The sequence below is a fragment of the Stenotrophomonas sp. FBCC-B152 genome (assembly GCF_059134105.1).
On record NZ_CP101442.1, the window covers coordinates 3,798,928 to 3,811,105 of the forward strand.

Here is a 12,178-nt window from a genome sequence, read left to right on the forward strand (position 1 = left end):
AATAGACAGATGACAAAGCAACTCACAGAGACCAGCAAGTTCCTCAGCTACGTACTGCGTCATCAGCCCGAGGCTGTCGGGCTGACGCTGGACGCCGAAGGGTGGGCTGACGTTGATGCACTGATCGCCGGCGTAACGTCCGCCGGCCGAGAGCTGAATCTGGCACTTATCCAGCAGATCGTGAGCACGAACGACAAGAAGCGCTTCACGCTCTCCGATGACAACAGCCGCATTCGTGCAGTGCAAGGCCACTCCACCGATAGCGTTGCCATACAGCACATTGCCAAGGTTCCCCCTGCACTGCTCTACCACGGAACGGCGACGCGGAACCTTGAGCCGATCCTGGCGGAAGGGCTGCGTCCGGGCCAGCGACACCATGTGCACCTTTCCGAGGACACCACCACCGCCACGACCGTTGGCCAGCGTTACGGCAGTCCTATCGTGCTGACAGTTGATGCGCTTCGCATGCATCAACAGGGCTATACGTTCTTCCAGGCTGACAATGGCGTCTGGCTGACTGACCACGTGCCGAGGGAGTTCGTAAAGCACAGTGTGTAGCGGAACTGCTGTATCCCGAGGCCAGCAATCCTCTGGTAGGGCGATCAACCCAGGCTCTCCTACAGCCGTCAGGGTCGATTGCCGACATTGCGGCAGGGAACAGAGCCATCAAAAACGGTCAATCTCACCAAGTATTGCGACGTGGTGCGATCGAGTCCGAAGCTTTGCGCACCGGATATTGGTGACGCTTGAAGGGGCCTCTCCCCGCAGCTATAGTTAACTTGACTACGCAGACAGCAGAAAATTTGTCGGCGGAGCTGCGAAGCCTCTCAAGGGGCACATGAAGGGAAATTGCTGGCGGATGGGTTGTTCACTTGAGTGTGGAAACCTGCCAGTGAGGCCGTCCTTCCTACGTAGTCACTTCAGTATTCTGCGTTTCTTGGCCTCGGTCGCGTGATAGCACGTCACCGGGGCCAAGTACCTTCTGGAGCCCTCGATTCGGATCTCCAGGATCGCGGTGGCATAGTACGGCGTTCCACGTAGCAGCACTTTTTGTTGAGTGTTGAGAATTACCGACTGACGGTCACTTCTCCTATCGTTGCTGGCCTCACCGCTTGGGGGATTGAACCGCAACAGGCTTCGCGGGCTATATGCCTTCGCAACGATGGTTGCGATTTCGGCCATTGAAAGACCATCTTTGTCTTTGCGAGCTGCGATTACGTGCCGGATGTAGCCAGGCTTGATCATGATCGCGTAGCAGTTCACCCGTTCCCACCTGTTTTCGTCGCAGACCCTGTCGATTTCGTCGGCCTGCTTGGGGGTCAGTAGGTACGCAAAAGCAGAGGCATCCGCGTCACTCTTACGCCGTGAATCATCCACGGATTCAACAAGCTTCTGAAAGCGAGCAGCCAGCTCGTACTCTCCCTGTGCTGACATGCTCGCGAACCTCCATCTGTGCAACGGGCCATGCGCGGTCCGGGGCATTGAGCATTGTCTCAACGCAGCACTGCTGTCCGATGGTGTTTGCGTGCGTTGCCGCCGCGGCTGTAGCGGCGATTGCCGACCAAGGACCGGAACATGGGCGTCTGGGCGACCCACCCGATACGGCGTCAATCGCACCGCTAGAACTCGTTGATAGTTTCGATCAAGCGAAGTGACGCTTTTCGCCCGAGTCGCTGGCCGCAATGGATGCGGCGGATGCCGCGCTGAGGCTGCCGTTCAGAGGAACGGTCAGAATTATGCGTGGTAAGCCGGGAGAAACAGCATTCTGGGCATCCAGATGAAGGCCTGAAAAGCAGAATGCCCGCGCAAGGCGGGCATTCTGCAGAAGCTTGTAGCGGGCCGGACTCTCTTAACCACTCTTGGTGGGACCACGTTCGTGGTGGCCAATGCCCCTTTAACCGGGTCGGGACATCCGTACAGCGAACGCTATACCTGTTGTTCCACGCCAGCAACGACAGCCGTCACATTTCGGAAGGTCGGTGATTACTTGCTGCTGACGTACTTCTCCCGCCGCACCTGCGGCGTCGGCAATCCCGCTTCCTTCAGCGCCTCGAACGTCGCATCCACCATGTCCGGGTTGCCGCACAGGTAGGCGATGTCGGTGGCCGGGTTGGGGGCAAACTCGGCCAGGTGCTGCTGCACGTAACCATGGCGGACGTCCGGGTGCGGGTTCTCGGGCAGCTCGCGGGACAGGCACGGTACGTAGCGGAAGCCCGGGTGGGCGGCGGCGAAGGCGTAGAAGTCCTCGCTGTAGAGCAGCTCTTCGGGGGTGCGGGCGCCCTGCAGCAGCACCACTTCCACCCCGCGTTCGGCCATGGCGGTGGCCAGCAGCGGCAGCATGGAGCGGTACGGGGTGACCCCGGTGCCGGTGGCGATGAGCAGGTAGCGGGCGTTGTGGTCGCCCGGCATCAGGCAGAACCGGCCGAACGGGCCGCTGGCGGTCACGTGGCCGCCCAGGTCCAGGCCCTCGAACAGGGCCGTGGCGGCGCCGCCGGGCACAAAGCTGACTGCAATATCAACGGCTTCGCCCGGGGCCAGGGCGTGGTCGTGGATGGTGGCCAGGGAGTAGCTGCGCTTGGTGGCGGTGCCGTCGGCGTACTCGAAATGGACCTGGATGAACTGCCCGGGCTGGAAATCCAGCGGTTGGCCGTCATCACGCAGGAACTGGTAGTGGCCGACGGTGGGGGCCAGCATGCGCCGGTCGATCAGTTTGAGGGGGAATTGAACAGGCACGAATTTGGAAAACAGTGTGTAGCCGGGGCAGACCCCTGAGGCCTTCTATAATAGCCGCTCCCCCGCCCCTATCCAGCGCCGTCCCTTGGGCGCGAAGGCAAGAGCTTGGCATCCCAGAACACTCCCGCGACCAGTACCGCCCCCGCCCTGCGGGTGCGCGACCTCCGCAAGACCTATGACAACGGCACCCAGGCCCTGAAAGGGGTTTCGCTGGACGTTGCCCCGGGCGACTTCTTCGCGCTGCTGGGCCCGAACGGGGCCGGCAAGTCCACCCTGATCGGCATCATCAGCTCGCTGGTGAACCTGAGCGAGGGCCAGGTGGAGGTATTCGGCAGCGACCTGGTGCGCAACCGCAGCGCCACCATGCGCCTGATCGGCCTGGTCCCGCAGGAAATCAACTTCAACCTGTTCGAGAAGCCCTTCGACATCCTGGTCAACTACGCCGGCTTCTATGGGGTGGCCCGCGCCGAGGCCGAGAAGATGGCCGAGGAGGAGCTCAAGCGCGCCCACCTGTGGGAAAAGGCGCAGGTGATGAGCCGGACGCTGTCGGGCGGCATGAAGCGCCGGCTGATGATCGCCCGGGCGATGATGACCCGGCCGCGCCTGCTGATCCTGGATGAGCCCACCGCAGGCGTGGATATCGAGATCCGCCGCGACATGTGGCGGGTGCTGAAGGAGATCAACGCGGCCGGCACCACGATCATCCTCACCACGCATTACCTGGAAGAGGCCGAGCACCTGTGCCGCAACCTGGCGATCATCAACCACGGCCAGATCGTGACCCAGGGGCCGATGCGCGAGCTGCTGGCCAAGCTGGACGTGGAAGGCTTCCTGTTCGATATCGACGGTGAGCTGCCCGCGCAGTTGCCGGTGATCGAGGGCACCACGATGGTGGCCATCGACGGGCACACGCTGGACGTGGACATGCCGCGCGCGATGGATCTGAACCGGGTGTTCGCGGCGCTGAACGCGTCGGGCATCCGGGTGCGGTCGATGCGGACCAAGAGCAACCGCCTGGAGGAGCTGTTCGTGCGCCTCACCGGCAACCAGGAGAACGCGGCATGAGCAGCACCCCGACCCCGGTCCTGACCGACGGCCAGCGCAACCGGATTGCGCTGATGACGATCGTGCGCCGCGAAGTGGCGCGCATCCTGCGCATCTGGGGCCAGACGCTGGTGCCGCCGGCGATCACGATGACGCTGTACTTCCTGATCTTCGGCGGGCTGATCGGTTCGCGCGTGGGCGAGATGGGCGGCTACAGCTACATGCAGTTCATCGTGCCGGGCCTGGTGATGATGAGCGTGATCCAGAACAGCTACGGCAACATCAGTTCGTCGTTCTTCGGGGCGAAGTTCGGGCGCCACGTGGAAGAGCTGCTGGTGAGCCCGATGCCGAACTGGGTGATCCTGTGGGGTTACGTGGCCGGTGCGGTGCTCCGCGGGCTGATGGTGGGCGTGATCGTGCTGCTCATCGCGATGTTCTTCACGCCGGTGCGCATTCCGCACCCGCTGGTGACGCTGACCACGGTGCTGCTGGGCGCGACGATCTTCTCGCTGGCCGGTTTCATCAATGCGGTGTACGCCAAGAAGTTCGATGACGTGGCGATCGTGCCGACCTTCATCCTGACCCCGCTTACCTACCTGGGCGGCGTGTTCTATTCGGTGAAGCTGCTGCCGACGTGGGCGGAAGCGGCTACGCATGCCAACCCGATCTTCTACATGGTCAACGCGTTCCGCTATGGCCTGCTGGGTACGAGCGATGTGCCGCTGTGGGTGGCGTATGCGCTGATGATCGGTTTCGTGGTGGTGCTGACCGCGCTGGCGCTGTGGCTGCTCAAGCGTGGCGTGGGCATGCGGAGCTGACCTGCCCCGGTAGCGCCGGCCGTTGGCCGGCCCTCAGTATTGATGGAGAACGGTAATGCGCATTCTTGTACTGGGCGCCGGTGGCACTGGCGGTTACTTCGGCGGTCGTTTGGCCCAGGCTGGCGTGGACGTTACCTTCCTGGTCCGTCCTGCGCGCGCTGCTCAGCTGGACAGCGAGGGGCTGGTGATTCGCAGCCCCTTGGGCGATGCGACGTTCCCGGTCGCCCACGTCACTGCCGATGCACTGCCTGCGCTTGCCGCGGAGCAGCCCTTCGATCTGGTGATCCTGAGCTGCAAGGCTTACGACCTGGAGAGCTCCATCGAGGCGATTGCACCTGCGGTGTCGTCGCGTACGACGGTGCTGCCGATCCTCAACGGGCTGCGCCACTACGCGGCACTGGATGCGCGCTTTGGCCGCGATGCGGTGCTGGGCGGGCTGTGCTTCATCAGTGCGACCAAGGCGGCCGATGGCGCGGTGCTGCACCTGGCCCCGGCGGCGAAGCTGACCTTTGGCGAGCGTGATACGCCGGGCAGCAGTGCGCGGGTGCTGGCCCTGGCGGCGGCGTGTGTGCAGGCCGGGGTGGACCATGTGGCCAGCGATGCCATCGGGCAGGAGCAGTGGGTCAAGTACACGTTCCTGACCACCTTGGCGGCGGCAACCTGCCTGATGCGGGCGGATGTGGGCACGATCGTGGCCACGGAGGATGGCGCGGATATCGTGCGCGGGCTGTATGCCGAATGCCTGGCGGTGGCCGAGGCGGCGGGTGAGCCGATTCCGGAGAAGGCGCAGGCGGTGGCACTGGCGGCGACCACGCAGGAAGGCTCGGCGCTGAAGGCGTCGATGCTGCGCGATCTGGAGGCCGGCCAGCAGGTGGAGGCCGAGCAGATCGTGGGCGACATGCGGGTGCGGGCACGCGCGGCCGGCCAGGCGGCGCCGCTGCTGGCGGTGGCGTATGCGCACCTGCAGGCTTACCAGCGCCAGCGCGCGGGCTGAGCATGGCTGCCGGCGCTGCACCGATGCGGGTTCTGGTGCTGGGGCTCGGCTACAGCGGGCGGCATATAGCGGCGTTGTTGCGGGCCAAGGGTGTGGGCTGCAGCGGTACGGTGCGGGAGCCGGATGCGGCTCCCGATGATGGTGTTGTCCGCCACCGGTTGGTGGCGGGGCAGCCTGTTGATGATGCGCTGCGTGAGGCTGTCCGCAGCGCGGAGGCCGTGATCTGTACGGTGCCGCCCGATGACGCCGGCGATCCCGCATTGCGGCTGGTGGCTGCGGCGTTGCGGGAGAGCCCGGCACTTCGCTGGGTGGGCTATCTCTCTTCAACAGCGGTGTACGCCGACCGCGATAGCGGCTGGATCGACGAGACGTCGGTGGCCGATGCGGTGGATGACACGGCGCGGCGGCGGTTACTGGCCGAGGCGCAGTGGCGCGGGTTTGCGCGGGACAAGGGCGTGGCGTCTGCCGTGTTCCGCCTGCCGGGGATCTATGGGCGCGGGCGCAATGCGCTGGTGCAGCTGGCGGAAGGGCGGGCGCGGCATGTGTTGAGGCCGGGGTTGGTGTTCAACCGGCTGCATGTGGAGGATCTGGCAGCGGTGGTTGTCGCGGCGATGGGCCGCCCGGGTGAGGCGCTGTATCTGCCCGCAGACGATGAGCCGGCCGCGCCACAGGAGGTGCTGGCGTTCGCAGCCAAGCTGGGTGGGTTTACGATGCCGCCGGCGGTTGCGTGGGATGACCCGTCGCTAAGCCCGGCGTTGCAGCGGTTCTATGCCAGCAACAAACGTATCGACAGCCGGGGCACGCGCGAAGCGCTAGGGTGGAAGCCGAAGTTCGCCACCTACCGCGAAGGGCTGCAGGACGCGTCGTAGAGCCACGCCCTGGGTGGCTGAAACGTATGGCGAAACCGACGTTGTCCGGCGCGTCAGCCACGCAGGGCGTGGCTCTACGGCACGTGCGATTCGATTGATCAGGCCTGCGGCAGGCGGAAGAACGTGCGCGTCGCTGCAGTCGCATTCGCTGCGGTCAGCTCCACATCCTCGCCGCGATCACGCGCCAGCTCTTCCACGATATGCGCCAGGAACATCGGCTCATTGCGTCGGTCCTTCGGCATCGGCTTCAAACTGCGCGGCAGCAGGTACGGCGCGTCGGTTTCAATCATCAGCCGCTCGGCCGGGATGTGCTTCACCAGTTCGCGCAGGTGCGCGCCACGGCGCTCGTCGCACAGCCAGCCGGTGATGCCGATGTACCAGTCCTGGTCCAGGTAATCGAACAGCTCCTGGCGCTCGCCAGTGAAGCAATGCACCACGGCGGCGCCGATGCGGCCGTCGAAGTTCTTCATCTGCGCCATGAAATCGGCATGCGCGTCGCGCTGGTGCAGGAACAGCGGCTTGCGCTGGCCATCGGCCGCACGCACGTCACTGGCCAGCTGCAGCTGGCGCTCGAAGGCGCGGTGCTGGGCCGGGCGCGGGGCGAAATCGCGGAAATAATCCAGGCCGCACTCGCCCACCGCCACCACTTCGGCATGCGCGTGCAGTGCGCGCATTTCGGCATCGCATTCGTCGGTGTATTCCACCGCGTGGTGCGGGTGCACGCCGGCGGTGGAATACAGGAAGCCCGGGTGCTGCCGCGCCAGATCGAGGGCCATCGGCGAATGCTCGCGGCTGGCGCCGGTCAGCACCATCTGCACCACGCCGGCGTCGCGGGCGCGGGCCAGCACGGCGTCACGGTCGCGGTCGAAGGAATCGTGGGTGAGGTTGGCGCCGATATCGATCAGTTGCATGGGGCAGCTACAGGGCAATGAATCGCGGCATTGTAGCCCGGCCGGCTCGCCGGCCCCGCCGCCGGCCCGTATCCTTGCGCCATGAGTACGCCGAGTTTTCCGATTTCCGCGCTGCTGCCGCAGATCGCCACGCAGCTGGCCACGCACCCGCGCCTGGTGCTGGAAGCACCGCCGGGCGCGGGCAAGACCACCCAGGTGCCGCTGGCGCTGCTGGACGCGCCGTGGCTGGAAGGCCGGAAGATCATCATGCTGGAACCGCGCCGGGTAGCCGCGCGCAGCGCCGCGCAGTTCATGGCGCGGCAGCTGGGGGAAGAGGTCGGCGGCACCGTGGGCTACCGCATCCGCTTCGAGAACAAGGTGTCGGCGCGCACCCGGGTGGAGGTAGTCACCGAAGGCATCCTCACCCGCATGCTGCAGGACGACCCGATGCTGGAAGGCGTGGGCGCGCTGCTGTTCGATGAGTTCCATGAGCGCCACCTGGCCGCCGATCTCGGGCTGGCGCTGGCGCTGGACGTGCAGGCGCAGCTGCGCGAGGACCTGCGCATCGTGGTGATGTCGGCCACGCTGGATGGCGAGCGGCTGGCGCAGTTCCTGGAGGCGCCACGCCTGAGCAGCGCCGGGCGCAGCTTCCCGGTGGCGGTGAGCCATTTCCCGGCCCGCCGCGACGAATCGCTGGAAGCGCAGGCACGGCGCGCGGTGGAGCAGGCCCTGGCCGAGCACCCCGGGGACGTGCTGGTGTTCCTGCCCGGCCAGCGTGAGATCGCGCGCACCCAGGCGGCGCTGGAGCAGGCGCTGCCCGCCGATATCCAGGTGCTGCCGCTGCACGGCGAGCTGCCGGTGGAACAGCAGTCGCGCGTGCTGCAGCCCGATCCGCAGGGCCAGCGCCGGGTGGTGCTGGCCACCAACGTGGCCGAATCCTCGGTGACCCTGCCCGGGGTGCGCGTGGTGGTGGATGCGGGGTTGGCGCGCGAGCCGCGCTATGACCCCAACAGCGGCTTTTCGCGGTTGGATGTGGTGAACATCGCGCAGGCCTCGGCCGACCAGCGCGCCGGCCGTGCCGGTCGCGTGGCTGAAGGCTGGGCCTGGCGGCTGTGGCCGCAGTCGCAGCGGCTGGAAGCGCAGCGCCGTCCCGAGATCGCGCAGGTGGAGCTGGCCGCGCTGGCACTGGAGCTGGCGGCGTGGGGCAGCGCGGACCTGCGCTTCGTGGATGCGCCGCCGGTGGGCGCGATGGCCGCCGCGCGCGAGCTGCTGCAGCGGTTGGGTGCGCTGAGCGACACCGGCGCGCTCACCGCACTGGGCCGGCGCATGCTCACGCTGGGCACGCACCCGCGGCTGTCGGCAATGCTGCTGGCGGCCGGCAACGGTACCGAGCAGGCGCTGGCCTGCGACCTGGCCGCGCTGGTGGAAGCGCGTGATCCGCTGCGCCAGGGCGGCGATGCACTGGCCGCGCGGTGGCGGGCACTGGCCGCATTCCGGCAGGGGCGCGTGCCGCAGGATGCCAATCGCGGCGCGCTGGCGGCCATCGATGCGGCCAGCAAGCAATGGCGGCGGCGCCTGCGCTGCGATACCGCGCCGCCGTCGTCGGTGGAAGCGCACCAGCTGGGCGACCTGCTGGCGCACGCCTTCCCGGACCGGATCGCGGCGCGGCATCCCACCGACCCGCTGCGTTACCTGCTGGCCAATGGGCGCAGCGCGCGCTTGTTCGACCCCAGCGACCTGCGCGGTGAGCCGTGGCTGGTGGCGGTGGAACTGCGCTACGAAGCCCGCGATGCGCTGCTGCAGCGCGCCGCGCCGGTGGATGAGAGCCGCCTGCGCCGGGATTTCCCGCAGCGTTTCCAGCAGGAGGACGTGGTGCGCTGGGATGCGGACAAGCGGGCGCTGGTGGCGCGCCGCGAAAGCCGCTTCGACCGCATCGTGCTGGACAGCCGCTCGGCCGGGCGGGTGGATCCGGCCCAGGCCGCACAGGCGCTGACCGAGGCGGTGCGCGAGCTGGGACTGGAGGCATTGCCGTGGACTGACGGCCTGCGCCAGTGGCACGCGCGAGCACTTTCGCTGCGGGCGTGGATGCCGGAGCTGGAACTGCCGGATGTGTCGGATGCGGCGCTGATGGAGACGCTCACGACGTGGCTGACGCCGGCGTTCAATGGCAGGACGCGGCTGGATGCGCTGGATGAATCCAGCCTGGGCGAGGCGCTGAAGTCGCCGATGCCGTGGGCGCAGCGCCAGCTGATCGACAAACATGCGCCGGTGCGCATCGCGGTGCCGTCGGGCATGGAGCGGCCGATCACGTATGCGGTGGAGGCCGATGGCAGCACGCCGCAGCCACCGGTGCTGGCGGTGAAGCTGCAGGAGCTGTTCGGGCTGGCCGATACGCCGCGCATCGCCGATGGGCGCGTGCCGCTCACGCTGCACCTGCTGTCACCGGGTGGGCGCCCGCTGCAGGTCACCCAGGACCTGCGCAACTTCTGGGCCAACACCTACGCCGAAGTCAAAAAGGAAATGAAGGGGCGCTACCCGCGGCATCCGTGGCCGGACGATCCGTGGACGGCCAACGCCACCCATCGCGCCAAGCCGCGCGGGACCTAACGCCGGCTGACCGCACGACAGCTGCCCACCTGAATGGATCGCGCGGATTGGTTATCGTCGTGACCAGACCGTGGCTGGCGGATAACACGCCCTACACGGCCCCCGCGCGACACTGGATTCCGAACCGAGGCAAAGGACCCCCCAATGAGCAGACTGACCGTGATTACCGACCGCGCCCTGGAGCGTGCACTGGATCTGGCAAGCAGCGCCGGCGACGGCCTGAAGCACGCCGGCAGCAACCTGCGCCACCTCGGCCCGCAGGCAACGGACTGGATCAAGACCGGTGCGGCGCTGGGTGCGGTGAAGACCGGCAGCAAGGTGGCGGCCAAGGCCGTGCGCCGCAATCCGGCAGCGACCATTGCCGTGGCGGCAGTCGGCGTAGGCCTGCTGGGCTATGCGCTGTACCGCAAGCAGCAGAAGAAGAAGCTGGCCAACGGCAGCGTGGTGAATGGGCAGGCCGAGCGCATCAGCGCGCGCAACCGCCGCAACACCACGGTGGTGGATGAGCACAGCGATATCGGCAGCGACGCCTGATCCATCAGGTACGTTGCAGTTGACGAAAACCGCCGGCATGTCCGGCGGTTTTTGTTTGGATCAATCGATCCGCCGCCACTGCCCGGGCTGCAGATCCTCCAACCGGTGCGGACCCATCGCCACGCGCACCAAGCGCAGCGTGGGCAGGCCGACCGCCGCAGTCATGCGCCGCACCTGGCGGTTGCGGCCTTCGCGCAGGGTGATGGCCAGCCAGGCATCGGGCACGGTCTTGCGGAACCGCACCGGCGGATTGCGTTCCCACAGGGTGGGGGTTTCAAGATGGTCCACGCGCGCGGGCAAGGTCGGGCCGTCGTTCAACTGCACGCCCCTGCGCAGCGCCTGCACCTGCTCGTCGGTCGGCGTGCCCTCCACCTGCACCCAGTAGGTCTTGTCTTCCTTGTGGCGCGGATCGGTCAGCCGATGCGCGAGTCTGCCGTCGTCGGTGAGCAGCAGCAGGCCTTCGCTGTCGTAGTCCAGCCGCCCGGCCGCGTATACGTCAGGCGGCAGTCCGAAGCCGGCCAGGGTCGCGCGTGGCGGCTGGCTGCTGTCGGTGAACTGGCACAGGACGTTGAAGGGCTTGTTGAAGGCGATCAGCATGGGGCGGGACGTGGATGGCGACGTGTCATTGTCCCATCAGACGGCGTTGGACGCCGTGGTACCGACCAACGGTCGGTACCTACCGCGGTAGCGCACGACCGTTGGTCGTGCGCCCGCGTACCGGGCAGGGCCCGGCACTACTTCACGAAACGAAGGGTCATGCGGTCGCTTTCGCCGATCGCCTTGTACTTCGCATCATCGGCGGCGTCGTGGTTGTTCACCGGCGGCAGGGTCCACACGCCGTTCGGGTGGTCCTTGGTATCGCGCGGGTTGGCGTTGATCTCGCTGCTGCCAGCCAGCTTGAAGCCGGCCGCTTCGGCCATGGCGATGACCTGGGCCTGGCCGACGTAGCCGCTCTTGTCGTCGGCCGGCACGTCGGCCTTGGCGCGGTGTTCAACCACGCCGAGCACGCCGCCGGGCTTGAGCACGCTGTAGAAGCCCTTGAACATGCCTTCGGCCTGGTTGGCGCTGCGCCAGTTGTGCACGTTGCGGAAGGTCAGCACCACATCGGCGGAGTTGTCGGCGCCGAACTTCGGCGCGTTCGGGTCGTAGCCCACGACCTTTGCCTTGTCATACAGGGCCGGGGCGGCGGCGAACTTCTTTTCCAGCCCGTCTTTGCCGCGCTGCTGGTAATCGCGGCCCTTGCCTTCGGCCACGGCCATCGGGTCGACCACGGCGGCCACGTAAGTGCCCTTGTCGCGCAGCAGCGGGGCGAGGATTTCCGAGTACCAGCCGCCACCGGGAGTGATTTCCACCACGGTCTTGCCCGGTTCCACGCCGAAGAACGACAACGTCTGCGCCGGGTGGCGGTAGGCATCGCGCTTCACGTTGTCCGGGGTGCGGCCCTTGCCGTCGACCGCAGTCTGGACGGCGGCGGTGATGGCCGGCTGGGCATTGGGGCCGGCCGGCTTGATCGCCATGGCGGGAGCGGCAAGCAGCAGCGTGGAGACGGTGAACAGGCAGGCACAGCTGAGCGAACGGGCTTTCATCGGATCACCTACGGTGGCGGGATGCGGCGAGCCTAGCAGCCGCGATGTCAAAGGTGTTCACAAAACGTTAGTGCAGTGCAGCGAAGCGGAACACTGTTTTGTG

12 protein-coding genes are annotated in these 12,178 nt (G+C 66.8%); 7 read left to right on the forward strand and 5 right to left on the reverse strand.

Features of this window, described 5'->3' with window-relative positions:
- Window positions 1-9: 9 nt before the first annotated feature.
- Window positions 10-558: an RNA 2'-phosphotransferase gene (locus NMB40_RS17345; protein ID WP_494359226.1), complete on the forward strand. Its 549-nt coding sequence runs from the start codon at window positions 10-12 to the stop codon at window positions 556-558.
- A gap of 357 nt (window positions 559-915) precedes the next feature.
- On the opposite strand, the gene NMB40_RS17350 is transcribed toward NMB40_RS17345, so the two are convergent.
- Together NMB40_RS17350 and NMB40_RS17355 are read right to left on the reverse strand one after the other, a co-directional pair.
- Complete coding sequence (locus NMB40_RS17350; protein WP_494359227.1) at window positions 916-1,434, reverse strand: hypothetical protein; 519 nt, start codon at window positions 1,432-1,434, stop codon at window positions 916-918.
- Window positions 1,435-1,983: 549 nt separating this feature from the next.
- On the reverse strand, window positions 1,984-2,733 hold the full coding sequence (locus NMB40_RS17355) for a ferredoxin--NADP reductase (RefSeq protein WP_282243406.1): 750 nt from the start codon (window positions 2,731-2,733) through the stop codon (window positions 1,984-1,986).
- 105 nt (window positions 2,734-2,838) lie between these two features.
- Here NMB40_RS17355 and NMB40_RS17360 point away from each other — a divergent pair, with 105 nt between their 5' ends.
- The 4 genes from NMB40_RS17360 to NMB40_RS17375 are packed head-to-tail and all read left to right on the forward strand — an operon-like array spanning window position 2,839 to window position 6,458.
- The gene (locus NMB40_RS17360) at window positions 2,839-3,798 is read left to right on the forward strand and encodes an ABC transporter ATP-binding protein (protein WP_068854421.1); all 960 of its coding nucleotides are present in this window, start codon (window positions 2,839-2,841) and stop codon (window positions 3,796-3,798) included.
- Window positions 3,795-4,595 carry an ABC transporter permease gene (locus tag NMB40_RS17365; protein ID WP_068854422.1) on the forward strand — a complete coding sequence of 267 codons (801 nt, stop codon included), beginning with the start codon at window positions 3,795-3,797 and terminating at the stop codon, window positions 4,593-4,595. The genes NMB40_RS17360 and NMB40_RS17365 overlap by 4 nt, the downstream gene beginning before the upstream one ends.
- 55 nt (window positions 4,596-4,650) lie before the next feature.
- Window positions 4,651-5,589, forward strand: a complete 939-nt coding sequence (gene panE, locus NMB40_RS17370; RefSeq protein WP_494359228.1) for a 2-dehydropantoate 2-reductase — start codon at window positions 4,651-4,653, stop codon at window positions 5,587-5,589.
- A 2-nt stretch (window positions 5,590-5,591) separates the two neighbouring features.
- Window positions 5,592-6,458 carry a Rossmann-fold NAD(P)-binding domain-containing protein gene (locus tag NMB40_RS17375; RefSeq protein ID WP_494359229.1) on the forward strand — a complete coding sequence of 289 codons (867 nt, stop codon included), beginning with the start codon at window positions 5,592-5,594 and terminating at the stop codon, window positions 6,456-6,458.
- A gap of 98 nt (window positions 6,459-6,556) precedes the next feature.
- Here the strand turns inward: NMB40_RS17375 and NMB40_RS17380 are convergent, their stop codons facing one another.
- Complete coding sequence (locus tag NMB40_RS17380; protein ID WP_494359230.1) at window positions 6,557-7,369, reverse strand: TatD family hydrolase; 813 nt, start codon at window positions 7,367-7,369, stop codon at window positions 6,557-6,559.
- A gap of 81 nt (window positions 7,370-7,450) precedes the next feature.
- Here NMB40_RS17380 and hrpB point away from each other — a divergent pair, with 81 nt between their 5' ends.
- Together hrpB and NMB40_RS17390 are read left to right on the forward strand one after the other, a co-directional pair.
- Window positions 7,451-9,955, forward strand: a complete 2,505-nt coding sequence (gene hrpB, locus NMB40_RS17385) for an ATP-dependent helicase HrpB (protein WP_494359231.1) — start codon at window positions 7,451-7,453, stop codon at window positions 9,953-9,955.
- A 144-nt stretch (window positions 9,956-10,099) separates the two neighbouring features.
- The gene (locus NMB40_RS17390) at window positions 10,100-10,489 is read left to right on the forward strand and encodes a hypothetical protein (RefSeq protein WP_068854427.1); all 390 of its coding nucleotides are present in this window, start codon (window positions 10,100-10,102) and stop codon (window positions 10,487-10,489) included.
- Between the two features lie 60 nt (window positions 10,490-10,549).
- Here the strand turns inward: NMB40_RS17390 and NMB40_RS17395 are convergent, their stop codons facing one another.
- On the reverse strand, window positions 10,550-11,086 hold the full coding sequence (locus NMB40_RS17395; RefSeq protein WP_494359232.1) for a pseudouridine synthase: 537 nt from the start codon (window positions 11,084-11,086) through the stop codon (window positions 10,550-10,552).
- Between the two features lie 137 nt (window positions 11,087-11,223).
- Window positions 11,224-12,075 carry a class I SAM-dependent methyltransferase gene (locus tag NMB40_RS17400; RefSeq protein ID WP_494359233.1) on the reverse strand — a complete coding sequence of 284 codons (852 nt, stop codon included), beginning with the start codon at window positions 12,073-12,075 and terminating at the stop codon, window positions 11,224-11,226.
- Window positions 12,076-12,178 lie beyond the last annotated feature (103 nt).

Bases quoted from the DNA above. Each gene is read 5' to 3' on its own strand.
- NMB40_RS17345 (WP_494359226.1), top strand. From the start codon at position 10: ATGACAAAGCAACTCACAGAGACCAGCAAGTTCCTCAGCTACGTACTG.
- NMB40_RS17350 (WP_494359227.1), bottom strand. From the start codon at position 1,434: ATGTCAGCACAGGGAGAGTACGAGCTGGCTGCTCGCTTTCAGAAGCTT.
- NMB40_RS17380 (WP_494359230.1), bottom strand. From the start codon at position 7,369: ATGCAACTGATCGATATCGGCGCCAACCTCACCCACGATTCCTTCGAC.
- NMB40_RS17365 (WP_068854422.1), top strand. From the start codon at position 3,795: ATGAGCAGCACCCCGACCCCGGTCCTGACCGACGGCCAGCGCAACCGG.
- hrpB (WP_494359231.1), top strand. From the start codon at position 7,451: ATGAGTACGCCGAGTTTTCCGATTTCCGCGCTGCTGCCGCAGATCGCC.
- NMB40_RS17395 (WP_494359232.1), bottom strand. From the start codon at position 11,086: ATGCTGATCGCCTTCAACAAGCCCTTCAACGTCCTGTGCCAGTTCACC.
- NMB40_RS17400 (WP_494359233.1), bottom strand. From the start codon at position 12,075: ATGAAAGCCCGTTCGCTCAGCTGTGCCTGCCTGTTCACCGTCTCCACG.
- NMB40_RS17375 (WP_494359229.1), top strand. From the start codon at position 5,592: ATGGCTGCCGGCGCTGCACCGATGCGGGTTCTGGTGCTGGGGCTCGGC.
- panE (WP_494359228.1), top strand. From the start codon at position 4,651: ATGCGCATTCTTGTACTGGGCGCCGGTGGCACTGGCGGTTACTTCGGC.
- NMB40_RS17390 (WP_068854427.1), top strand. From the start codon at position 10,100: ATGAGCAGACTGACCGTGATTACCGACCGCGCCCTGGAGCGTGCACTG.